The sequence below is a fragment of the Desulfosarcina cetonica JCM 12296 genome (assembly GCF_001311845.1).
GTDB classification, from domain to species: domain Bacteria; phylum Desulfobacterota; class Desulfobacteria; order Desulfobacterales; family Desulfosarcinaceae; genus Desulfosarcina; species Desulfosarcina cetonica.
The window spans coordinates 1-23,444 of the sequence record NZ_BBCC01000021.1 but is presented as its reverse complement, the minus strand read 5'-3'; the positions used below and the strand labels follow the sequence as shown (position 1 = coordinate 23,444).

Annotated in this window: 20 protein-coding genes and 2 pseudogenes; 18 read left to right on the top strand and 4 right to left on the bottom strand. The window is 58.3% G+C overall.

The window, feature by feature from the left end:
• Positions 1-23 precede the first annotated feature (23 nt).
• The gene (locus tag JCM12296_RS07130) at positions 24-557 is read right to left on the bottom strand and encodes a nucleotidyltransferase family protein (protein WP_054691280.1); all 534 of its coding nucleotides are present in this window, start codon (positions 555-557) and stop codon (positions 24-26) included.
• Positions 554-3,031 carry a 1-acyl-sn-glycerol-3-phosphate acyltransferase gene (locus tag JCM12296_RS07125; RefSeq protein WP_172683795.1) on the bottom strand — a complete coding sequence of 826 codons (2,478 nt, stop codon included), beginning with the start codon at positions 3,029-3,031 and terminating at the stop codon, positions 554-556. Before JCM12296_RS07125 ends, JCM12296_RS07130 begins: the two co-directional genes overlap by 4 nt.
• A 505-nt stretch (positions 3,032-3,536) precedes the next feature.
• On the opposite strand from JCM12296_RS07125, the gene JCM12296_RS07120 reads away from it, so the two are divergent.
• Both JCM12296_RS07120 and JCM12296_RS07115 read left to right on the top strand, forming a co-directional pair.
• Positions 3,537-3,818 (top strand): hypothetical protein, encoded by a 282-nt coding sequence (locus tag JCM12296_RS07120; RefSeq protein ID WP_054691278.1) that lies wholly within the window; start codon positions 3,537-3,539, stop codon positions 3,816-3,818.
• A gap of 329 nt (positions 3,819-4,147) precedes the next feature.
• Entirely contained in the window at positions 4,148-4,453 is a 306-nt protein-coding gene (locus tag JCM12296_RS07115; RefSeq protein ID WP_157067429.1) for a DUF6794 domain-containing protein, read from the top strand.
• Positions 4,454-4,501: 48 nt separating this feature from the next.
• On the opposite strand, the pseudogene JCM12296_RS07110 reads toward JCM12296_RS07115, so the two are convergent.
• Positions 4,502-5,673 (bottom strand): annotated as a pseudogene (locus JCM12296_RS07110) (exo-beta-N-acetylmuramidase NamZ family protein).
• Positions 5,674-5,919: 246 nt separating this feature from the next.
• On the opposite strand from JCM12296_RS07110, the gene JCM12296_RS07105 reads away from it, so the two are divergent.
• The 10 genes and pseudogenes from JCM12296_RS07105 (at position 5,920) to sppA (ending at position 14,217) form a co-directional block, all read left to right on the top strand.
• Positions 5,920-6,630, top strand: coding sequence for a hypothetical protein (locus tag JCM12296_RS07105; protein ID WP_054691276.1), 711 nt, complete (start codon positions 5,920-5,922; stop codon positions 6,628-6,630).
• Between the two features lie 58 nt (positions 6,631-6,688).
• Positions 6,689-6,904: a 4Fe-4S dicluster domain-containing protein gene (locus JCM12296_RS07100; protein ID WP_054691275.1), complete on the top strand. Its 216-nt coding sequence runs from the start codon at positions 6,689-6,691 to the stop codon at positions 6,902-6,904.
• A gap of 142 nt (positions 6,905-7,046) precedes the next feature.
• Entirely contained in the window at positions 7,047-8,126 is a 1,080-nt protein-coding gene (gene vorB / locus JCM12296_RS07095; protein WP_054691274.1) for a 3-methyl-2-oxobutanoate dehydrogenase subunit VorB, read from the top strand.
• Between the two features lie 5 nt (positions 8,127-8,131).
• On the top strand, positions 8,132-8,512 hold the full coding sequence (locus tag JCM12296_RS48935; RefSeq protein WP_306303979.1) for a thiamine pyrophosphate-dependent enzyme: 381 nt from the start codon (positions 8,132-8,134) through the stop codon (positions 8,510-8,512).
• Entirely contained in the window at positions 8,434-8,868 is a 435-nt protein-coding gene (locus tag JCM12296_RS48930; RefSeq protein ID WP_306303978.1) for a thiamine pyrophosphate-dependent enzyme, read from the top strand. Before JCM12296_RS48935 ends, JCM12296_RS48930 begins: the two co-directional genes overlap by 79 nt.
• Positions 8,869-8,878: 10 nt before the next feature.
• On the top strand, positions 8,879-9,415 hold the full coding sequence (locus JCM12296_RS07085; protein ID WP_054691273.1) for a 2-oxoacid:acceptor oxidoreductase family protein: 537 nt from the start codon (positions 8,879-8,881) through the stop codon (positions 9,413-9,415).
• 124 nt (positions 9,416-9,539) lie between these two features.
• The gene (gene hisC / locus JCM12296_RS07080; protein WP_054691272.1) at positions 9,540-10,634 is read left to right on the top strand and encodes a histidinol-phosphate transaminase; all 1,095 of its coding nucleotides are present in this window, start codon (positions 9,540-9,542) and stop codon (positions 10,632-10,634) included.
• Positions 10,540-11,348: pseudogene (gene cmk / locus JCM12296_RS50255) on the top strand ((d)CMP kinase). The gene hisC and the pseudogene cmk overlap by 95 nt, the downstream one beginning before the upstream one ends.
• A 148-nt stretch (positions 11,349-11,496) precedes the next feature.
• The gene (locus JCM12296_RS07070) at positions 11,497-13,239 is read left to right on the top strand and encodes a 30S ribosomal protein S1 (protein WP_054691271.1); all 1,743 of its coding nucleotides are present in this window, start codon (positions 11,497-11,499) and stop codon (positions 13,237-13,239) included.
• Between the two features lie 171 nt (positions 13,240-13,410).
• Entirely contained in the window at positions 13,411-14,217 is an 807-nt protein-coding gene (gene sppA, locus JCM12296_RS07065) for a signal peptide peptidase SppA (RefSeq protein ID WP_172683794.1), read from the top strand.
• Between the two features lie 186 nt (positions 14,218-14,403).
• Here sppA and JCM12296_RS07060 read toward each other — a convergent pair whose 3' ends face one another.
• A complete protein-coding gene (locus JCM12296_RS07060) occupies positions 14,404-15,012 on the bottom strand; it encodes an L-threonylcarbamoyladenylate synthase (RefSeq protein WP_054691269.1) in 609 nt (202 codons plus the stop codon).
• A 406-nt stretch (positions 15,013-15,418) separates the two neighbouring features.
• Between JCM12296_RS07060 and guaB the strand changes: the two genes are divergently transcribed.
• The 6 genes from guaB to JCM12296_RS07030 form a co-directional block, all read left to right on the top strand.
• Positions 15,419-16,885 (top strand): IMP dehydrogenase, encoded by a 1,467-nt coding sequence (guaB, locus tag JCM12296_RS07055; protein ID WP_054691268.1) that lies wholly within the window; start codon positions 15,419-15,421, stop codon positions 16,883-16,885.
• A 7-nt stretch (positions 16,886-16,892) separates the two neighbouring features.
• Positions 16,893-20,435 carry a DNA polymerase III subunit alpha gene (gene dnaE / locus JCM12296_RS07050; RefSeq protein ID WP_054691267.1) on the top strand — a complete coding sequence of 1,181 codons (3,543 nt, stop codon included), beginning with the start codon at positions 16,893-16,895 and terminating at the stop codon, positions 20,433-20,435.
• A 3-nt stretch (positions 20,436-20,438) separates the two neighbouring features.
• Positions 20,439-21,245 carry a 1,4-dihydroxy-6-naphtoate synthase gene (locus tag JCM12296_RS07045; protein ID WP_054691266.1) on the top strand — a complete coding sequence of 269 codons (807 nt, stop codon included), beginning with the start codon at positions 20,439-20,441 and terminating at the stop codon, positions 21,243-21,245.
• Complete coding sequence (locus JCM12296_RS07040) at positions 21,245-21,871, top strand: 5'-methylthioadenosine/S-adenosylhomocysteine nucleosidase family protein (RefSeq protein WP_054691265.1); 627 nt, start codon at positions 21,245-21,247, stop codon at positions 21,869-21,871. Before JCM12296_RS07045 ends, JCM12296_RS07040 begins: the two co-directional genes overlap by 1 nt.
• A gap of 3 nt (positions 21,872-21,874) precedes the next feature.
• Complete coding sequence (locus JCM12296_RS07035) at positions 21,875-22,723, top strand: UbiA-like polyprenyltransferase (protein ID WP_054691264.1); 849 nt, start codon at positions 21,875-21,877, stop codon at positions 22,721-22,723.
• Positions 22,724-22,820: 97 nt separating this feature from the next.
• On the top strand, positions 22,821-23,444 hold a 624-nt coding region (locus tag JCM12296_RS07030), incomplete at its 3' end, for a UbiD family decarboxylase domain-containing protein (protein ID WP_172683793.1).

Genomic DNA, 23,444 nt, shown 5'->3' with positions numbered 1-23,444 from the left:
AAGCTCGGCGGGAAGATGGTCGATCATCGCCGGTTCGATGACGTGAATACCGGTGAAGGCCAATTCTCGATGGCCATGGGGGGCCACGTTGCCGGCAAGCCGGGCAAAACCGGCGATACGGTTTTTTCGTCGACCCAGACCTGATTGAAGGGGGGGCGATCATGCATGGTCAACGTCGCCATCGCCCGGCCGGTTCGGTGATGGCGATACACGCTGGAAAAATCAATATCGGTGACGATATCGGCATTGACCATCAGAAAGGGGGCCTCGTCCCAAAAGTCGGCCAATTGGCGAAGCGCCCCCCCCGTGCCCAGAATGTCCGTCTCATGGCTGATCCTGACGGGCAAGCCGAAGTCCGTTTGGGTCAGATAAGCTTCGATGCGATGGGCCAGATGGTGGACGTTTACCGCAACGGCCTCACAACCCGCCGCTTTCAGCTGGTTGATCATTCTGCCGAGCACCGGTTGACCGGCAACGGGAAACAGGGCCTTGGGGAGCGTTTCGGTGAATGGGGCCAGGCGGGTCCCGAATCCGGCGGCCAGGACCAGTGCCCTCATGGGATTACCCGTGCCAGGTCGTTTTCGATGATCGCTTGAAAATGCGCCAGGCGCGGATCATCCGCATCGTGGTCACGGGTACCGCCGGCTGAGAAATAGGACAACGCATTGGCGTAGTTGATGCGGGATACCGATTCAATCAATTCGATTTCCTTGGTCTTGACCATTTGAAATCCCAGACTCTGGATTTTCTTGAGGCGTTCCTTGGCATCTGCCTTCTCATGGCGATGAGTTCTCAAAAAATGGAGCACGACTTTGTAGGACTCGAGATAGGGCCTCATGAAAGCGGCGAACAGACGCAGTTTACGATAGCCCGCTGAAGTGATCTGATAGCAGTCGGGGATCGTCGCATGGGGCATGAGAATGGCGTCGTCGATGAAACTCTTGACGGATTTTCTGACGTATTGAACCGCCGGTCGATCCAGGTCAAAGGCGAACTCGTATTTGAACAGGTCCTGGAAAAATGTGTACGTGTTGTGCAGATCACTGGCATTGAACTGGAAGGCGTCCTTTCTAAGGATCGCCAGGGCGGTGAAGGCTGCCGGCACGAAATAGGAGATACTATTGTTCTTGTAGAATTCCAATAGGCTGCGTTTGGTTGGGTTGACTACGAAATCCGTCTGATCATCTGCCCGGCTCTTGTCTCCGGGGGCTTTTTCAAGGAGCTTGCGAGAAAGGTAGTGCTCGATGGCATTTTCCATGGCCAGCGTGTGATTGAGCATAATCGTGTCGGCGAGCTTGGCATTCTGGAGCATCGCCCAACGCAGGTAGACGCCCACGACATCCAACAATTCCGCTTTGGTGAAGCGGGGCCTGGAGATGTTCAGACTCGCTCCGGCAACCAGCCCGTGGGGGGTGATCACGGTTTCCTTGTCGATGGCATTGATGATGCGCCAGCCCAGGTTCCGGCAGAAGGCGTTGACTTCCTTGGTGGGCATCTGGTCCAAGGAGGTCCCGTTCTCTTCGGTGAGCTCCCGCGTGGATATGGGCGTGTGAAAATTGATGTAGATCTTCCCGTAACGCTTCTTCAGAAAGCGCCGGGCACGGAAGACCTGGCCAAGGTTCTCATCTTCCTTTTTTCCGCCTTCCACTTCGTGAATATAGGCCTGTTCCTCGATAATGCGGTCATAGCCGATGTATACCGGCACAAAGATCATGTCCTCGCAGGCACCCTTGCGATACGCCTCAAGAAGCATGGAGATCATTCCCAGCTTGGGCATGAGCAGTTTTCCGGTCCGGCTGCGGCCGCCCTCGATGAACAGCTCGATATTGAATCCCTCTTCGAGAAGTTTGTGGATATAGGCTGAAAATATCCGGGCATACAGGACCGCGCCCTTGAAGGTGCGCCGCAGGAAAAAGGCGCCACCGGCCCGAAAGATCGGACCCAACGGCCAGAAGGAGAGGTTCTTCCCGGCGGCGATATGGGGGCAGGGCATATTGTTGTTGTACAGCACATAAGAGAGGATCAGGTAGTCGATATGGCTCTTATGGCAGGGAATGAGGATCAGCGGGCCCTTCTGGGACATGGTTTTGACCCGCGCCAAGCCCGCTTTGTCGATGACGGCACCGTCGAACATGGCGTTTACGATCCACCCCACCGCCGCTGACAGGATACGAATTGCTGATGGGTTGTAACGCGCGGCGATCTCGTCAAGATAGCCATCGGCCATTTTTCGGATTTTCTGGATCGGTTCCTGTCGGGATTCGGCATGCTTTGCGATAAAACGGCTAATGCGGTCACTGGTGAGGATCGACTCCTTGAGTTCCTCATTGGATTTGAGCGTCGGGCCGGTGATGCTCTGGCGATGGCGGTTGTGTTGCAGGAGGAGTTGCCGTCTGAGTTGAAGCGCCTGGTCGTCAATGCTTTTTTCCCAATGGGCGCTTTGCGCGAGCCATTGGCGCAGGTTCAACGGTTGAGATAATTCGGTGAAGATTTTCCCCGGATAACGGATCAAAAGGGCCATTTTTCTCAGCATCCCGGGCCTCTGGGATGTGCCGAAAACGGTATCCATCAGGCTGGGCACCGCCGGTTGGGGGTTTTTACTGAAAAACATCAGCTGGGGAACCAGATAGATGGGGCGGTCAATGCTGTTTTGGAGCTTGATCAGGTAGCCCAGCGGATCGTTCTGAGCCTTGACAAAACGGCGGTAGAAGCCTCTCTTTTCAACCAGATAAAGCATTGCGCAACCCGAGTTGAGCAGGGCCCGGCGGTAGTAATCGGATCGGTAGGGGGATTGGATGCGCCGGCGGTGCACCAGCGTGTCCAGATAGGCCAGGCCGATTCGGAAAATACGGGACAGCGGCTGCAGGAGATAAATGCCGGCGTCGAAGATCAACTGTGGCGTGGGCAGCCGCAACTGTCGATAGCGGGTGTGGGCGAAAAGAAATTCGAAGCGGCTTTTATACTGGACCGTATAGACGATAATGGCATGATGGGGGATGTTTTTCAGGATGTCGGCTTGTTCTCCCCCCATGAAAACACCTGAGAAAAGGCGTCTCAGAAAGATGCCGGACAGTTTTCCCGGAGGGGCGGGCAGAAAACAGAAAAAGTGATCATGCGTGTTTTCCAGGGCACGCTCAATCCAGCGGCGAAGTCGCGAACCGCTTTGAATAATGGGGCGATCTTGATAATTATTCATAATTTTGGTGTGTTGGCTTCCATGCCGGTGGTGATTGAATTTACAAAAAATATCAAAAGGCATGCTCCTTTGCAATGTCATATTCGAGGGAGAAAAATATGCTTGCGCTACCCTTGCTTCTATGGTATTGGCATATAACTTGATGATATCGTTATCAAGTTAATGTCTATCTGAACCTCATTGACAATCATCGATCGGCAAAATCATCCGGCGATACTGAATAATCGGCGGGAAACGTCAAGCACGTCGAACGACCGTGGCGGGAAATGGCCACAGGTGGTCCGACGAATCTACTTTGGTTCGTCTAACTCAACAAAGGTTTATAGGAGGATGATTCTTTATGAAAACGTTAATTGGTGGCGCAGTGGCAGCTGTTCTTGGCCTGATCGGCCTATCGGTATGGTTTGGTGAATTCCTTCAGCTTCTTGCAGGGGCGATTCCGGTAATGCTGCTGCTTGGCGGTGGTCTGGCCCTTTACCTGGGATTCGACGAACTCAAGGATACTTGGAAAAAAGATGACACCGAAGCCGATGCCAGCGACGCCGATGACGATTCCACCAAATACAAAAAAGAGATTGATGACCTTAAAAAAGAGATTGAAACCTTGAAGTCCGAAAAATAGTTACACGCCGTTCTTACGAATTCGAAAATGCTGCCCCGATCGTCTCAGCGATCGGGGCTTTTTTGTTTCCCGCTTGCCCACGACCCTTTGTACCGCCTTCCTGTGATCTAAACGGCACCGGCATGAACGGCACCGAATTGACATTTGTCGGTTTTCCGCCTACCCTGCATCGGTCTGGTAACCAAAGTCACCGATAATGGCGACGGTTGGCCAGTTGGATCAAACGGCGTGGCTGCCGCCGACCAACCCGGGCGCGCGGCCACCGGTACCAAAGACCGTCAGTCGTGCAGTCCCGCACTGCAAGCTGAAATGCACCAAAGGTTGTGTTCATGTTCCCGAAACCCATAGACACCGAATTGCCGGCAACCATTAATGATGCCGTTAAAATGCTGATCGCTGACTTGCCGCTGCTGGACCGCACGCGGCTGGGGGCGATGGCCGCAGACGAATTGGATGTGATCAACCAAATGGTTGGTTCTCAGATCGCCAGAGATTTTCGATTGTGGAGTGGCAACGATACTCTGCTGAGCGCCTGCCTGGCGGCGGCTGTTGAATCCGAAGATGCGACCATGGTGATCATCCATGCCATGTGGAAAAGATTGCAGGAAACCCATGTTCTGCGAAGGGTGAAATAATGACGGATTCGTAAAGAGCCCGATATCTTCGTTACGCTTCACCCTTGTTCAGGCGGAAAGGTAGAGATGGACGGCTTCGGCCTGATGGCGATAGGTCGCAAGGGCCGGCTGCCAGGATTCGATTAAGTCATCCAGTGGCCTGCCTTGCTCGATCGCCCGGCGAATGTGCGGGTCACCGATGATCAGGTCCATGGGCAGGCGTTCGAACTCGTACTCATAGGGCGGCGCCTTGTAAGCGAATGGATCGCCAAATCGCTGGTAAAGGATCTGATAAAGGGCCAGTGAGAGGCGTACGGTCGGTATCTTTCCGGATCCGTCACGTGAATCTGGAACCCTTTGCAAAGATGCCCGGCCCATTTGTTGGCCGTGGGTTCGAATGCGGCCGGCCTGAGGATAACGCCTGCCAGGGATGCCGGGTCGATCTGTTCCAGAATCGCCTCCGGTTCCATGAAGGGTGCGCCGAAGAGTTCGAATGGCTGGGTGGTGCCGCGTCCCTCGGATACGTTGGTGGCCTCCCAGATCACCTGGCCGGGATAGACCATGGCCGATGCCGGGGTGGGGAGATTGGGTGATGGTGCGACCCATGGCAGGCCGGTCTGCAGAAAATTCATATTCCTCCTCCAGCCTTGCATGGTCACCACTTCGAGGGTGCAGCCAATTTTGAACTGCGTGTTGAACAAGATGGCCAATTCGCCGATGGTGAGACCATGGCGCATGGGGATCGGGTAGCGGCCGACAAATGAACGGCAAGCGGGGTCGAGCAGATTGCCCTCGATCCGCCCGCCGATGGGGTTCGGCCGGTCCAGAATGATGATGCGCTTTCCCAACTGCCGGGCCGCTTCCATGCAGTAGGAGAGGGTGTACACGAAGGTATAGACACGCGTGCCGACATCCTGAAGGTCCACCAGCAGTGTATCGATGGGCGCCAGCATGGCGGGGGTCGGAATTCGGGTTTCGCCGTAAAGGGAGAAAACCGGCAGCCCGGTGATCGGGTCCCGGCGGTCGGCGGATTCGATCATATTATCCTGCTTTTCGGCGAAAAAACCGTGCTGAGGGGAATAGAGCGCCGTGAGCTGCCCGGGTAGTGCCTGGGCGATGCGCTGGCGGGCATGAACCAATTGACTGTCCACGGATGCGGGATTGCACAACAGGCCCACACGCTGGTTTTTCACCCAGGATCGTGGACGCTCCAAAAAGACCTCAAGCCCTGACTTTACCATTGGCATGCGTGTTCTTCCCCTTTGTTTGCTGGATGCCTCTTTTTAGCACACCTGGCAATGCCGTAAAAGATGAAAGCCGGTCGCCCTGTGGGCCTCCGGGCAAACTCCTTGACACGAGTGGATTAAGAAAATATGTAACACCCCGCTTGTTTGTTACTTCCAACAGCAGGTCGTTCTTTCCAGAGATCATCCGACAGGCGTTACCATCCTCGGCCGGAACTATTAGATGGATTATTAGAGGCTCCGATGGCATTGGAACTGAAACTCAGCGGCATCGTTTTTTTAGTAGGTGCATATGGCAGCGGTAAAACAGAAGTTGCCATCAATCTGGCCGTTTACATGAACGCCAAAGATGTCCCTGTGCGGGTGGCTGACCTGGACCTGGTGAACCCATACTTCAGAACCCGCGAAGCCCGTCACGTTCTGGGGCAACTGGGGATCGACCTGGTCTTGCCACCGGCGCAATACATGCAAGCCGACCTGCCCATTTTGACGCCGGCGGTTTCCGGCATGCTGAGACAGCCCACGGGGTTGACCCTCTTGGATGTCGGCGGCGATGATGTGGGTGCGACCGTGCTGGCCGCGCTGGCCGACGCGGTCAAGGGGCAGTCCGTCGAGGTCTTTCAGGTCATCAATCCGCATCGTCCATATACGGAAACGATCGCCGGGTGCCTGCAAATCAAGGCCGCCATCGAGGCCAAAGCCAAGATGCCAATTACCGGCATCGTTGGCAATGCCAATCTGATGGAGGATACGACCGCCGAACATCTGCTGGCCGGACACGATTTCGCCCTGCAGGTGGCCGAGGCCGCTCAGGTTCCGCTGGCCTTCATTACCGCGCCCATGGGTCTGTTGACCCAGTTGGACAAAAGGGATATGCAGTGCCCGATCCTGCCGTTGCGCCGTCAGCTAGTGCCGCCCTGGAAACAGCCGGAAACGTTTGGCCCGGCGGTATAGCGCGTTGTTCGGCGGAAAATTCAAATTTCAGGTTTCACATGCGACAAAGGAGCAATTCATGGCCTATCACCACCAGATCGAGAAAGACCGTTGCAAGGGCTGCGGCCTGTGCATCACGGTTTGCCCCAAGAACGTGCTGGAAATTTCCACCGAGGTGAATGCCAAGGGGTATTTCCCGGCCTATCAGGCGCGCCCGGAGGACTGTATCCACTGCACCATGTGCTGTATCATGTGCCCGGATGTGGCTATTTCCATTACAGAAGACGCCGCCTGAGACCCGCCTACCGCAGCGGTTGGCAAGTCGCCGTATCTGATTTTGCGACTCATTTTACACGGTAGCGGCGGGTAAAAATGTCAAATGCCCAAGGCATCAATACCAATTGGCGGTATTCTGTCCATCCATAGAGGAGCGATTAATGGCAAAAGTACTGATGAAAGGCAATGAAGCCATTGGCGAGGCGGCCATCCGGGCCGGCTGCCTGAACTATTTCGCCTATCCGATCACGCCCCAGTCCGAGGTGGCCGAGTATTTGGTGCGACGCATGCCCGAGGTGGGCGGGGTCTTCCTGCAAGGCGAGAGCGAGGTGGCCGTGGGCTACATGCTCTTTGGTGCGGCCGGGGCCGGCGCACGGGTTTTCACGACCTCGTCGAGCCCGGGGATCAGCCTGATGAGCGAGGCGATCAGCTACATCTGCGGCGCCCAGTGTCCGGCGGTGTTCGTCAACATCATGCGCGGCGGCCCGGGGCTGGGCGGCATCCTGCCTTCCCAGGGCGACTACTTCCAGGCCACCAAGGGGATCGGCCACGGCGACTGCCGCCTGCTGGTGATGGCGCCGGCCTCCGTGCAAGAGGCCGTGGAGATGGTCATGATGGCCTTTCCGTTGGCCGAGAAGTACCGCAACCCGGTGATGGTCCTGGGCGACGGCCTGATCGGGCAGATGATGGAACCGGTGGCGTTTCCCGACCATCTGAAGACCGAGCCGTCCAATAAGGATGCCTGGTCTTCCAATGGCATGGACCACCGCGGGAGCCAGACACGCAACCTGGTGAGGAGCCTGTTCCTGGATCCGACCGTGCTCAACGACAACAATCTGGCCCTGAAGGCCAAGTACGACCGCATGCGCGCCGAGGAAGTCCGCTCGGAGGCGTACAATATCGACGGCGACTACCAATGCCTGATCGTCAGCTACGGCACCATGAGCCGGGTGTGCCGTACGGCCATCGACATGCTCAAGGCGGAAGGTATCGAAGTGGGCATGATCCGTCCCCAGACCCTGTTTCCCTTCCCGGAGGAGGCCGTGGGCGAGGCGGCCTCCAAAGCCTCCTGCAAGCATGTGGTGAGCATTGAGATGAGCATGGGCCAGATGGTGGAGGACGTGGCCCTGAGCGTATTGGGTCGCGTGCCGGTGAGCTGGTACGGCAAGTGCGGTGGGGAGATCCCCACCCCGGAGGAGATCATCGGCGTAGTCAAGGCGCGGATCGCCGGAAAGGAGTAGGATCCATGGGAAAGACATTCACGAAACCGGCGGTACTGACCGACGCCCATACCCACTACTGCCCGGGGTGCACCCACGGCGTGATCCACCGGCTGGTGGCCGAGGCCATCGACGAGCTGGGCATCCGCGGCCGCACGGTGGGCATCGCCCCGGTGGGTTGCGCGGTGCTGATCTATAATTACTTCGATTGCGACTTCCAGGAGGCCGCTCACGGCCGGGCGCCGGCCATGGCCACGGGCATCAAGCGGGTGCGTCCGGACTTGATGGTTTTCACCTACCAGGCGACGGCGATCTGGCCAGTATTGGCATGGGCGAGATTATTCACGCGGCCAACCGCGGGGAGAAGTTCACCACGATCTTCGTCAACAACGCGATCTACGGCATGACCGGCGGCCAGATGGCGCCGACGACCATGCCGAACCAGCGCACCACGACCAGCCCCTTCGGCCGCAATGTGGAGGAGGTGGGCATGCCCATCAAGATGGCCGAACTCTTGGCCACCTTGCAGACACCGGGATACATTACGCGCCAGACGGTGATCAAGCCCAAGTACATCACCAAGGCCAAGAAGGCCATCAAGCAGGCCTTCACCTACCAGTTGGAGAACAAATGCTTCAGCCTGGTGGAGGTGGTCAGCACCTGCCCGACCAACTGGGGCATGACGCCGGTGGAGGCCGTGGAATGGGCCGAGAAGACCCTGTTGGACTACTACCCGCTGGGTGACTACAAAGTGCCGGCATAAAGGAGGGACCATGCAGAGCGAAATCAAGTTTGCCGGATTCGGCGGCCAGGGGATTCTGTTGATCGGCAAGATCCTGGCCCACGCCGCCATGGAGGAAGGCTTCGAGGTGGCTTGGGTGCCTTCCTACGGCCCGGAGATGCGCGGTGGCACGGCGTATTGCACCGTGGTGGTGGCCGATCGGCCGATCGGCTCGCCGATCATCAAGAACCCGCTTCACCTGGTGGCCATGAACGGCCCCTCGCTGGAGAAGTTCGCCCCCACGGTGAAAAAGGGCGGGATCATCTTCGTCAACAGCTCGCTGATCAACTTTGGCAGTGGCCGTGACGACGTGGACGAGTTTCACGTGCCGGTGATGGAGATCGCCCAGAAAGTCGGCAACGTGCGCGCGGCCAACATCGTTTGCCTGGCGGCCTTCGTGGCCAGAAGCGGCATCGTCTCCATGGAAACGCTGAAGCATTGCATCAAGGAGGAGTTCGCCAATAAACCCAAGCTGATTCCCCTGAACATGGCCGCCGTGGACGCCGGCGAAGAAGCCGCTAAAAAATAAACGGCGGTTTGAAAAAATCCGTCTAAGATCATCATTCTCGCCGCCGATGGTGTCTGACGTCGGCGGGGCCCTATCCGATGCCGGGGTGCAAGCCCCGGTCGTTTCGTTTATCCGGTGAAAGTGTATGAAACTCAATATTCCCGATTACATTCAGGCCATTGCCCCTTACGTTCCCGGCAAGCCGCTGGAGGCGCTCGAACGTGAATATGGCATCCGCGATTCCGTCAAGCTGGCTTCCAACGAAAACCCCCTGGGCCCCAGTCCCAAGGCCCTGGCCGCCATCCGGCAGAGCCTGGCGGCGCTGCATCGATACCCGGACGGGGCCGGGCACACCCTGACCGAAAAGATTGCCACGGTGAACGGCGTCCCGCCGGCCAATGTGGTGATCGGGAATGGATCGGATGACATTATCGCCCTTTTGGTCCGTGCCCTGGTGCGCCCGGGTGACGGGGTGATGGTGCCGTACCCATCGTTTTTGATGTACGATATCAGCGCCCATGCCGCCGGTGCCAGGGTGGATGCCGTGCCGCTGAAGGGGCTCGCCATGGATCTGGATGCCATGGCGGAGCGGGTCACCGATGAAACCCGGTTGGTGTTCATCTGCAACCCCAACAATCCGACCGGCACCGTGATCCATCGAGAGGCCTTCAACGCTTTCATGAAGCGCCTGCCCGAATCGGCGGTGGTCGTGGTGGATGAAGCCTACATCGAATTCGTCCGCGACCCCTTGTGCCTGAAGACCGGACGCACCGAGGACTTGGATCGGCCGCTGGTCACCTTGCGAACCTTCTCCAAGGTGTATGGCCTTGCCGGATTACGCGTGGGCTACGGGATCATGCCCGCCGCATTGGCCGAGATGCTCCATCGGGTGCGCCAACCGTTCAACGTCAATTCCCTGGCCCAGGCGGCGGCCGTGGCCGCCCTGGATGACCGTGAATTTCTGGAGCGCACCGTGGATTTGGTGCATCGCGGCCTGGACACGCTCTATGAGGGGCTCGATGCCCTGGGACTGACCTACCACCGGAGTGAAACCAATTTCTTCCTGATCGATGTCGCCCAGCCGGCGGCCGTGATTTTCGAGAAGATGCTGCGCCAGGGGGTGATCGTGCGATCCATGCAGGCCTATGGGTTTCCCCACCACATCCGCATCAATGTTGGCTTGGAGGCGGAAAACCAGCGATTTCTCAAGGCCCTGGAAACGGTTCTGCGCGCATCCTAACCCCCATTCAAAAGGGAACATCATGGATCACACCGCTTTGCTGGTCACCATCGATGGCCCGGCCGGTGCCGGCAAAACCACGGTCAGCAAAATGTTGGCCGGCCGATTGGGATACCGTTATCTGGATACCGGCGCTTTGTACCGGGCCGTCGCCGTCGCCGCGCAAGGCGACGGGGTGGCGGCCGATGATGATCAGGGCCTGACCCGTCTATGCGCCGCTTTGGCACTCCGTCTGGATGGTGAACGGGTTTTCTCTCCGGCGAAGATGTCACCGACCGGTTGCGCGCGCCGGAGATCAGCCTGCTGGCATCGGCGGTGTCGGCCCGGCCGGTGGTGCGTCAGACCCTTTTCGGTATCCAGCGCGCTATCGGGCAGGCCGGGGGCGTGGTCGCCGAAGGCCGGGATATGGGAACCGTGGTTTTCCCTGAGGCCGATGTGAAATTTTTTCTGGATGCCTCGGTCCGCCAACGGGCCCTGCGTCGCTTCGCCCAGTACGGTGACGGCGGCCCTTCCCTGGAAACCATCGAACAGGATATCCGGCGGCGGGATGCCAATGACAGCCATCGGGATCTTGCCCCGCTGAAGCCCGCCGCCGACGCGCTGATCATCGATTCTTCCCGTATCAGCGCCGCCGATGTCGTCGATCGGATGATGTCGCGCATCTTACCCTTAATCGATGGGGATACGACCGGTTCCGGCCCCCGACCGGACTGAATTCCATCAAAAGGGCCTTCCCCTTTGGCGGTTGGCTTAAATAAATTATTGCAATTCAGTACAGTTTCCGGTATGGTCCGTAGGCTATACTGCTTGCGCGTGCATTTGCAGTAAAAATAAATGAGGCTAAGGGGGTAACCATCAGTCCATGGACAACTTTGTAGACAACGAATCAACAGAAGAAGAATTTGAGAAAGACAGTGTTACCGGCGAAAGCATGGCCGAGCTCATGGATCTTTACGAAGAGAGCTTCAAGCGCTTTGCTGAAGGCGAGGTGGTCAACGGGAAAATCATTTCCGTCGACAAGGACCACGTGCTGGTCGACATTGGCTACAAATCCGAAGGTCAGATCCGCATTCGTGAGTTCGAAGAAGACGGTGTGGTCAAGGCCGAGGTCGGTGACACCGTCGAGGTGATGGTGGAATGGTGGGACGATGAGAATGAAGTGGTCGTCCTTTCCAAGGAAAAAGCCGAAAAAGTCAAGGTGTGGGACGATATCAAGAAGCGTCACGAGGCCGACGAGACCATCACCGGCACGATTACCAGCCGGGTCAAGGGTGGGTTCTCGGTCGATATCGGTGTGCAGGCCTTTTTGCCCGGCTCCCAGGCCGATTTGCGGCCGATCCGCAACCTGGACGAGATGGTCGGCAAGGAATTCGAATTCAAGATTCTCAAATATAACCGCAAACGCAGCAATATCGTTCTTTCCCGGCGGGTTCTGCTGGAAGAAGAACGTGAAGAGAAACGCAGCAAGACCCTCGCCTCGATCCATGAAGGCAAGGTGGTCTCCGGTATCGTTAAAAATCTCACCGAATACGGTGTGTTTGTCGACTTGGGCGGCGTGGACGGCCTGCTGCACATCACCGACATCTCCTGGGGCCGCGTCAAGCATCCGTCCGAGCTTTTCACCGTGGGCGATGAGATTCAGGTTAAAATCCTCAGCCTCGACCTGGAGCGCGAACGCGTCTCGTTGGGCATGAAACAGCTCACCGAAGATCCCTGGGCCAGCGCCATTACAAAATACCCGGTGAACTCCCGCATCTCCGGCAAAGTCGTCAGCCTGACCGACTACGGTGCCTTCGTCGAGCTGGAAGAGGGCATCGAGGGGTTGATCCACGTCTCCGAAATGTCCTGGACGCGCAAAATTCGCCATCCCTCCAAGGTGGTTTCGGTGGGTGAAATCGTCGATGCCGTGGTGCTGGACATTAAGCCGGAGAATCGGCGGATTTCCCTGGGCATGAAGCAGGCTGCCCCCAACCCGTGGGATGTGATCAGCGATAAATACCCGGTGGGGACGACCATCGAGGGCAAGATCAAGAACATTACCGATTTCGGTCTGTTCATCGGTATCGACGAGGGGATCGACGGTTTGGTCCACATTTCCGATATTTCCTGGACCAAACGGATCAAGCATCCCTCCGAAATCTACAAGAAGGGCGATGTGATCCAGGCCATTGTGCTCGAGATCGACAAGGCCCAGGAGCGTTTTTCCCTCGGCGTCAAACAGCTGCAGAGCGATCCGTGGGATACGGTGGCCGAGCGTTATGAGGTCGGCAAGGAGATCACCGGGACGGTTACCAACGTTACCGACTTCGGCGTTTTTGTCGAGCTGGAAGAGGGCATCGAGGGGCTGGTACACGTTTCCGAGATCAGCAAGGAAAAGATCAAGACCCCTGTGGGGCAGTTTGAAGTCGGCCAGATGCTGACCGCCAAGGTGATGAACATCAACAGTGACGAACGGCGCATCGGCCTCTCCATCAAACGCCTCGATATGGAGGATGATCAGGAGCTCCTTTCCGAGTATGTCAGTAACATGGGCCCCGCCACCTCCAGCTTTGGCGAGATCCTTCGCGAAAACTTGCAGGAAAAGCTCAACAGCGAAGATCGTTAACCTCAATTCTGGATAATTCGATACCGGCGGCCTGCCCTGCAGCGTCGCCGGTTTTTTATTTACCTACCGTTGATAGAGGTATGACGCATGTTTAGCAGACGCCATCCTTATCTTTTTTTTAGCTTGGTCAGCTTAGCGCTTTTCTCCGTACTGATTCTTGGCAGCATGGCCATGGTCGTATGGGTTTCAAAGGGCGGCGAAAGGGCTGACGGGGAATCGATCGGGGTTGTCGAGATCGTGGGGGCTATCGCCGACAGCCGGGACGCACTTAAGCAGCTCCGGCGGTTTCGGGAGGATGACACGATCAAGGCCATCGTCGTGCGCATTGACTCTCCTGGCGGCGCCGTTGGTCCCTCCCAGGAAATCTACCGTGAGATTCGTAAAACCATCGGCATCAAGAAGGTCGTGGCATCCATGGGCGCGGTGGCGGCATCCGGCGGCTACTACGTGGCTTGCGCGGCAGACGGTATCGTGGCCAATCCCGGGACGATTACCGGGAGCATCGGGGTCATCATGGGGTATACGAATTTTCGCGAACTTCTGGACAAGATTGGCTTGGTCCCGGTGGTGATCAAGAGCGGGGCTTACAAGGACACCGGCTCTCCCACCCGTGAAATGCGCGAAGACGAACGGGAGCTTCTCCAGGCAGTCACCAGCGGTATCCACGAACAATTTATCACGGCCATTGCCGAGGGCCGACATATGGACCGTGAGAAAGTGGTCACGGCGGCGGATGGCCGGATTTTTACGGGCGAGACGGCCAAGGCGCAGGGGTTGGTGGATCGTTTGGGCAACTTCGAGGACGCCCTGGCATGGGCCGGCGAATTGGGTGGCGTGAAAGGCCCGGTGATTCCGGTATATGCCCCCGACGAAAAGCTTTCCCTGCTGCGCTACCTGTTCTCATCGAAAATGGTACCCGCGTGGCTCTCAAAACTGGTCAGCCCGGAGATCTATGCCGAGTATCGCTATCGGCCATGAGCGGCTGCTTGAAAAGTTGACGGATTCGTAAAAAGCCCGATATCGGCGTTACGCGTATCCTTCGTCACTGCGGCGTACGCTAAGTACGCTGCCTACGGCACCCGCGATAGCGGTATTCCTAAGGATTCGCAAGCCTTGATCTCGGGCTTTTTACGAATCCTGAGGAAATGCGACTTTTTACGACTTTTATTGGAACAGGTTTACATCGCCCAAGCCCTCGCGGATGATTTCCGGCTCGTCGTCCTCCAGGGAGACGACGCTGGAAGGCATGCCGGAGACCGGTCCCCCGTCGATCACCGCATCCAGCCGCGACCCGAAATGGTCATGAATGAAGGATGCATCATGAAAAACCTCGCCGTCGGGCGTGGTGGCGCTGGTAGAGATGATCGGATTGCCCAGTGCGCCGACCAGGGCCAGGCAGATGTTGTTGGCCGGTACCCGGATGCCGGCGGTCTTGCGTTTGGTGAGCATGATTTTGGGCACCAGCTTGGATCCGGTCAGGATAAAGGTGTAGGGGCCGGGCAAAAGGCGTTTCATGGTTTTATAGGCGTAGTTGGAAACTTTGGCGTATTGGCTGATGTTTTTCAGATCGGCGCAGATGAAGCTGAAAGGCTGGCTTTTATTGCGCTGTTTGAGCAGATAAATTTTTTCGATGGCATGCTTGTTCATGATATCGCAGCCGATCCCGTAAAAGGTGTCGGTTGGATAAGCGATCAGACCGCCTTCCCGCAATATGACCACAACCTTGTCGATCAGCCGCTGTTGGGGATTGTCCAGATTGATCGTGAACAACATGATTGCGCCATGGCTCCTTGGATCGGTGGTGAATCGATTTTCGCAAAAATGGCGGACTCGTAACAAGCCCGATATCGGCGTTGCGCGAATCCCAAAGGGACGTACTCTATTATGGCCTTTACGGCGTGTCAAGCAGCCAAATAAAGATTGATAAAGCCGGATGCTTTTGTTAATTTGATTCGTCAATCGGTTTCGGCTCGGAGCGTTATCTGGCCTGCTTCCGCGCGGCTAGGACGGCTACCCGACAAGCGTCTCAACCCATATGCGCGAAACCGATCGAGACCCCGTTCTCCCGGCCATTGTCCAATCTCCGCGTAAGGGGGCTTGGCAACGGCTGCCGACGGATTGATCCACAACCACCACCGCCGACATTCCGGCACTTTCCATATGAATTTTGGAGGCCCCCATGACCAACCCAATCGCAGAGGACGCATATTCTTTTGACGATGTCTTGCTGATTCCCTGCTATTCCGACGTACTTCCCAAAGATGTCGACGCCCGTACCCGCCTGACCCGCGAGCTGACCCTCAACATTCCCATCGTCAGTGCGGCCATGGATACGGTGACCGAAGCACAGACGGCCATTACCATGGCCCGTGAAGGCGGCATCGGCTTCATTCACCGCAACATGAGCATCAAGAATCAGGCCATGGAAGTGGATCAGGTCAAGAAATCAGAAAGCGGCATGATCGTCGATCCCTTGACCATCGATCCCGACCGGCCCATCGAAGAGGTCATGGCGCTGATGGCCCGCTACCGCATTTCCGGTGTGCCGGTCACCCGGGGTGACCAGTTGGTCGGCATCGTTACCAACCGCGACCTGCGTTTCGAAACCGACATGACCAAAAAGGTCAGTGACGTGATGACCAGCCAGAAACTGGTGACGGTCAACGAAGGCATCAGCCTGGAAGAATCCAAGAAGAAGCTGCACGAACATCGCATCGAGAAGCTCCTGGTGGTCGACAAGGACGGTCGCCTGACCGGTATGATCACCATCAAGGACATCGAAAAGATCAAGAAGTACCCCAATGCCTGCAAGGACAATATGGGGCGCCTGCGCGTGGGCGCGGCCGTCGGGGTCGGGCCGGACATGATGCCCCGCGCCGAGGCGCTGATCAAGGCCGGTGTCGACGTGATGGTGATCGATACCTCTCACGGCCACTCGGGCAACGTGATCCGTTCCGTCCAACACCTCAAAAGTGCATTTCCCGATCTGCAGTTGGTGGCCGGCAACGTGGGCACCGGCGAGGGTGCCCAGGCGCTGGTGGATGCCGGTGTGGACGGGATCAAGATCGGCATCGGCCCGGGATCGATCTGTACCACGCGGATCGTGGCCGGTATCGGCGTGCCCCAGATATCGGCCATCATGAACTGCCGCAAGGTTTCGGAGAAAACCGGTGTTCCGCTGATCGCCGACGGTGGTATCAAGTTTTCCGGTGACGTCACCAAGGCCATCGGTGCCGGCGCGCATACGATCATGATTGGCGGATTGTTTGCCGGCACCGAAGAGAGTCCGGGAGAGACGATTCTTTTTCAAGGCCGCAGCTACAAAGTCTATCGGGGCATGGGATCCCTGGAGGCCATGAAACAGGGCAGCAAGGATCGTTACTATCAGACCGAGCAGGAGAGTGATGACAAACTCGTGCCCGAGGGTATTGTCGGCCGGGTTCCCTACCGGGGGACCCTGTCGGCCAACATCCACCAGCTCATGGGGGGGCTCAAGGCCGGCATGGGGTATGTGGGCTGCCGGACCATCGAGGAGCTGCGCCAGAAGGCGCGCTTCCTGAAGATCACGGCCGCCGGCATGCGCGAAAGTCATGTCCACGACGTCATCATTACCAAGGAAGCCCCCAACTACCGCGTGGATAATTGATGGCATCATGAGCGATACGGCTTCCCCTTTCGTCCATTTGCATGTGCATACCCAGTACAGCCTCCTTGACGGCGCCATCCGCCTGGGTGACCTGTTCAAGGCGGTCAAAACCTTCGACATGCCTGCCGTGGCCATCACCGACCACGGCACCATGTTCGGTGCCCTGGATTTCTACCAGCAGGCCGTGGCGGCCGAAGTCAAGCCGATCATCGGCTGCGAATGTTACGTGGCGCCGCGAACCCTGGCGGACAAAACCCCCCTGGACAAGGAGGGCCTCCGGCATCTGGTGCTCTTGGCCGAAAACCAGACCGGTTACCGCAATCTGTGCAAGCTGGCCACCGTGGCCCAGATGGAAGGCTACTACTACAAGCCGCGCATCGATAAGACGGTGCTTGCCGATCATGCGGAAGGGTTGATCTGCCTGTCGGCCTGCCTGAAAGGGGACATCCCCCAGCATATTCTGGCGGGAAACATGGACAAGGCCGAGGAAGCGGCCCTGTTTTACCAGCAGCTTTTTGGCGAGGGCAATTTCTTCCTCGAGCTGCAGCACAACGGCATCCCGGCCCAGGAGAAAGTCAACCAGGGACTTTTCGCGCTGCATCAAAAGCTCTCCATCCCCCTGGTGGCCACCAACGATTGCCATTACCTCAACCGCCAGGATGCCAAGGCCCATGAGATTCTGCTCTGCGTCCAGACCCAGAAGGTGATCACCGATCGCGACCGGTTCGTCTTCGATTCCGATCAGCTTTACTTCAAGTCACCCGAGGAGATGCAGGCCAGTTTGGGCAGCTATTCCGGTGCCATCGAGAACACGAAGGCCATCGCCGACCGCTGTCATATCGAATTCGATTTCAAGACCTATCATTTTCCCCAGTTTGACCCCCAATCGGGCAAGACGGCGGACCAGTTGTTCGACGAAATGGTTCGCGATGGATACGCGCGGCGCATGGCCGTGATCCGGGAGAAGCATCCCGATATCGATGAAGCGGTCTACAATGACCGGCTGGAATACGAGCTCAAGACCATCAAGGACATGGGATTCCCCGGCTATTTTCTCATCGTGGCCGACTTCATCGGCTTTGCCAAGGAAAACGGCATTCCCGTGGGCCCCGGCCGGGGATCGGCCGCCGGCAGCCTGGTCTCCTTCGCCCTGTTCATCACCGACCTGGATCCCATCGAGCACGGCCTGATTTTCGAGCGTTTTCTCAACCCGTCGCGCATCAGCATGCCGGATATCGACGTGGATTTCTGCATCCACGGCCGTGAACGGGTGTACAACTACGTGGTTCAGCGTTATGGCGGCGGCGACTATGTCTCCCAGATCATCACCTTCGGGAAAATGAAAGCCAAACTGGTGATCCGCGATGTGGGCCGCGCCCTGGGACTGCCCCTGGCCGAGGTGGATACCATCGCCAAGCTGATTCCCGACAACCTCAAAATGACCATCGACAAGGCCCTCAAGGAAGAGCCCAAGCTGGCCGAGATGGTGGCGGCGGATCCGCGCATCAAGGAGCTGATCGATATCAGCCGGGCTTTGGAGGGCTTGTCCCGCCACGCCTCGACCCATGCGGCCGGCGTGGTGATTGGCGACAAACCCCTGGTCGAGTACCTGCCCCTTTATAAAGGGAAAAAGGGCGAGGTGGTCACCCAGTTCGACATGAAGAAGGTCGAGGATATCGGCCTGGTGAAGTTCGATTTTCTGGGATTGCGCAACCTGACGGTGATCGATAACGCGTTGAAGAGCATTGCCGCCCAGGGCAAGCCGGTGCCGGATCTGGCCAACCTTGCCTTTGATGACGAGAAGACCTATGCCCTGTTGCAGTCCGGCGATACCACGGGTGTGTTCCAGCTGGAATCCAGCGGGATGAAAAATCTTTTGGTCCGACTGCACCCGGAATCCTTCGGTGATCTCACCGCCCTGGTGGCCCTTTACCGTCCCGGTCCCCTGGACAGCGGCATGGTCGATGACTTCGTGGACCGCAAGCACGGCCGCAAGGAAGTGGTCTATCCGGTGGACAGCCTGGAGCCGATCCTCAAGGAAACCTACGGGGTCATGGTTTACCAGGAACAGGTCATGCAAGTGGCCGGTGCCCTGGCCGGCTACAGCATGGCCGATGCGGATAGCCTGCGCAAGGCCATCGGCAAGAAGATCGAAGCCCTGATGGCCAAACACCGCGAGAAGTTTGTCAGCGGTTCGGTGGCCAACGGGGTGGATGAGAAGATCGCCACCGACCTTTTCGACCTGATCGAGAAATTCGGCGGTTACGGCTTCAACAAGTCCCACAGCGCCGCATACGCCCTGATCGCTTATCAGACAGCCTACCTGAAGGCGCACTTTCCCGTCGAGTTCATGGCCGCGTTGCTGACCAGTGAAATCGACACCATCGACGGTGTCGTCAAGTTCATCAACGAGTGTCGCAGCCACGGCATCGAAGTTCTTCCGCCGGACATCAACGAAAGTGCCACGGTGTTCACGGCGGTGGACGGTCGGATCCGTTTCGGTCTCGCCGCCGTCAAGAACGTGGGCGAGGCCGCAGTGAATCTGATCATCGAGGAGCGCGAGGCCAATGGTCCGTTCACGTCGATCTTCGATTTTTGCCAACGCGTGGATTTGACCAAGGTCAATAAACGTGTTCTCGAAAGCTTGATCCGCTGTGGCGCGCTGGATTCCACCGGCGTTTATCGTTCGCGCCTGATGGCCGTTCTCGAGGAAGCCCTGGATTACGGCCAGCGGATTCAACGCGAGAAGAACAGTGCCCAGATGAGCCTCTTCGACATGGGCGGTACCCAGGAAATCGCCATCAATCTTCCGGTGATTCCCAACCTCGAGGAGTGGGACGATCACGAGAAATTGCAGCAGGAGAAGGATACCCTGGGGTTCTACGTGACCGGGCACCCGCTTGACCGCTACCGGCCGATTATCGAGAAATTCACCAACGTGGACGCCATCAGCATCCGGGAGGTGGCGGATAAGAGCGCCGTGCGCATCGGCGGCACGATCAGCGCTGCCAAGGTGATCCGCACGCGCAAGGAAGAGCTCATGGGCTTTGCCACGGTGGAGGATCTGAACGGCAGTGTCGAGGTGGTGATCTTCCCCTCGGTTTACGCCAGTTGTGCCGACCTGTTGACCGTGGATGCGGCGGTGCTGGTCCAGGGCGTTGCTCAGGTTGAGGACAATGGGGTGAAAATTCTCGCCGACGCGATTATCCCCATGGATGCCGCCGAGGAGACCTGGGCGGTGGAAGTCCGCTTGATGGTCGACCCCGAAGCGACCGATCGGGACACCCTGGACAAGGTGCAAAAGACACTCAAGCGGTATCCGGGGTCCTGCCGCGGCTATGTGCACATTTGCCTGAAGGATCAAGCCGAGGCGGTCATCGCCATGGCCGATGCGCTGCGCATCCGGTATTGTGACGCCATGACCCGCGAAGTGAATTCCCTTTTCGGCTATGCGGCCGTGGAGACACGCTGCAGCGACGCGGCCAGCGCCATGCGCCACAATGATCTCAACAATGGTCGGCGGGGCAACGGACGATCTTACGATAGGTGAAGCGTGGCCAGCAAACTGACCCTCGGGTATTCACCGTGCCCCAACGATACCTTTATTTTTCATGCCATTGCCAGTGGCGCGGTGGGCGTCGATGGCCGTGCCATCGAACCGCAACTCCACGACGTGGAGACCCTCAACGCCATGGCCATGCAGGCCCTGCTGGATATCAGCAAGCTTTCCTTTTATGCCTTTTTGCGGGTCAAGGATCACTACCGCCTGCTCTCCAGCGGCGCTGCCATGGGATTCGGCTGCGGACCGGTGCTGATTGCCCGGCGCGCGCTCTCCCGGGAAGACATGCCGCGTTGTCGGGTGGTCCTTCCCGGCCGCTGGACCACCGCCCATCTGCTGTTTCGGCTGTGGTGCCCCAAGGCCCAACAGCGCTATTTCACCACCTATGACCGCATCTTCGATGCACTGGAAACCGGTGCGGCCGATTGCGGTGTCATCATCCACGAAAGCCGCTTCACCTTTGAAGCGGCCGGATTCCGACCCGTGGTCGACCTGGGCGCCTGGTGGGAAGAGAAGACCGGACTGCCGATTCCCCTGGGGGGAATCGTCGCCCGCCAAGAGCTGGGATCTTCCCTGATCCGCTCCATCGATACGGCGATTCATGCCAGTATCCGGCAGGCCATGGCGCAGCCGGCAAAAGCACTGCCCTATATCCGGCAACATGCCCAGGAGATGGATCAATCCGTCCTGGAGGCGCACATCCGCACCTTTGTCAACGACTTCAGCCTGACCCTGCCCCAACAGGGCCTTGACGCGATTGCCACCTTGGCGCGCATGGCCATGGATGCCGGGGCCATCTGATGGTTGGGATCGTTTTTGCCACCCATCGCGAGGCCGCGCCCTTTCTGATGGACAGCGCCGCCACCCGCCTGGCCGATGATGCGGTGACGCTATTCCGTCCCGGAGAAGCTGCCGCCATCGACGCCATCGTGGCCATCAGCGGCATGGGCAAGGTCGCGGCGGCCATGGCCGCCATGCATCTGGTGCTGAAATGGGAAGTTGCCGCATTGGTCAACATCGGGCTGTGCGGCTGGCTGGGAGACCCGTCTGCCTGTGGGGTCGGCGATATCCTGCGAATCCACCACGCCGTGGAGGGCGACTGCGACCGCTTCGGCGCCGGCGAGGCGGCCCTTGCCTGTGATCTGGAATGGTTCCCCGAGCTTGAAGCGGCCCGGTTGGTCACCTGTGACCGGCCGGTATTCGACACGGCTTGGCGGAAAGCCCTGGCCGCGCTGGGTGAACTGGCCGACATGGAGGGGGCCGCCGTGGCGCGGGTGGCCACGCGCTATGGAGTTCCCTGCGCCATGCTCAAGGGCATCAGTGACACGGCCGACGAACATGGCCGCCGGGACGTGGCGCGCCACATCGATCAAATTGCGACAACCCTTGCAAAGATCCTCATGCGCGCATTGAGGTCCTTGGATTGAACGATGCACACACCCGCTGAATCCACGCTGAAAAAGATCCTGAATTTTACTAAAATCGAGCACACCTTCTTCAGTCTGCCGTTGATTTTCACCGGTGCCTGGATGGGTGCCGGCAACCGGTTCCCCGCTGTCTCCATCATGCTGCTGATCGTCGTGGCCGCCATTGGCGCACGGATTTTCGGCATGGCCATGAACCGGGTCTTCGATCGACACATCGACCTTTTGAATCCGCGCACGGCCGGCCGAGAACTGCCCGCCGGAAAGATGAGCCTGCAGATGGGCCTGGGCATTGCCCTTGGCGGATGGGTCGTCTATCTGCTGGCCTGCCTGGCGCTGAACGACTGGTGCCTGATACTTTCTCCGATCCCGCTGATCCCCCTTTTGGGATACTCCCTGCTCAAGCGATTTACCGTCCTGTGCCATTTCGGGATCGGTCTCTGTCTGGCCCTGGCGCCCCTGGGGGCTTTTGTCGCCGCCGCCGGCCATCCGCACTTTTCGGGCGCGGTCCTCCTTTTTTCCGGTTTTGTCTTCCTCTGGCTGAGCGGTGCGGATATTGTTTACGCCATCATGGATATCGACAGTGATCGCCGCCATCACATTCACAGCCTTCCCGCCTGGCTCGGGGAAAAGGGGGCCCTGCGGGTCGCCGGCACGGTGCATCTGCTCGCCTGGGTCCTTTTGGTCGGCGTGGTACGGATGATGGGGGGGGGATGGGTGGCCTGGGCGGTGCTTTTGATCACCGCAAGCTTTCTTGGATTGATGTACATCCCCGCCATACCGGTATCCAAACGCTTCTTCCCCATTTCCACCCTGGCCGGTATCGCCGGTGCACTGGCCCCCATGGTGGTGTGATGGGGCCGTCTCGGGAACCTTTATAAACACCGGTATAAGCACCGGCGGCGTCTTCGCATAACGTTTTTCAAGTTATTATACCGGGAGGAGATACCCCTTGCCCTTTCTTGACCTGCGTGAATTTCTCACCTATCTGGAGCAGCACGGCGAGCTTGTACGGATCAAGGCCCCCGTGGATCCCAACCAGGAGATGACCATCATCCAGCACCGCGTGATGGCCGCCCAGGGACCGGCGCTCTTGTTTGAGCATGTTGTCGGCTCCCCCTATCGCGTGGCAACCAACCTGATGGGCACGCGCCGCCGTACCCGCCTGATGTTCGGTGGTGATCCGGCGCGGTTGGGGGAGCGTATTCTCCGGCTTTCGCGAACCTTGATGCCGCCGACCCTTTCCGGCTTGGCCAGGGCCCGCCACGATCTGTGGGCCCTGACCAAGGCCCGGCTACGCGGCGTCAAACATGGGCCGGTCCTGGAAACGCTGACCGAGCCGCCGGACCTGAACCGCCTGCCGGTGCTGACCTGTTGGCCCGAAGACGGGGGGCCGTTTTTCACCCTGCCGCTGGTGCATACCACCGATCCGGAAAATGGCGGCGGCAACCTGGGCATGTACCGGTTGCAGCGTTTCGACGCCCGAAGCACCGGCATGCACTGGCAGATCGAGCGGGGCGGCGGCTTTCATTTTCACCAGGCCGTGGCCCGCCATCGGCCGCTGCCGGTCAGCGTG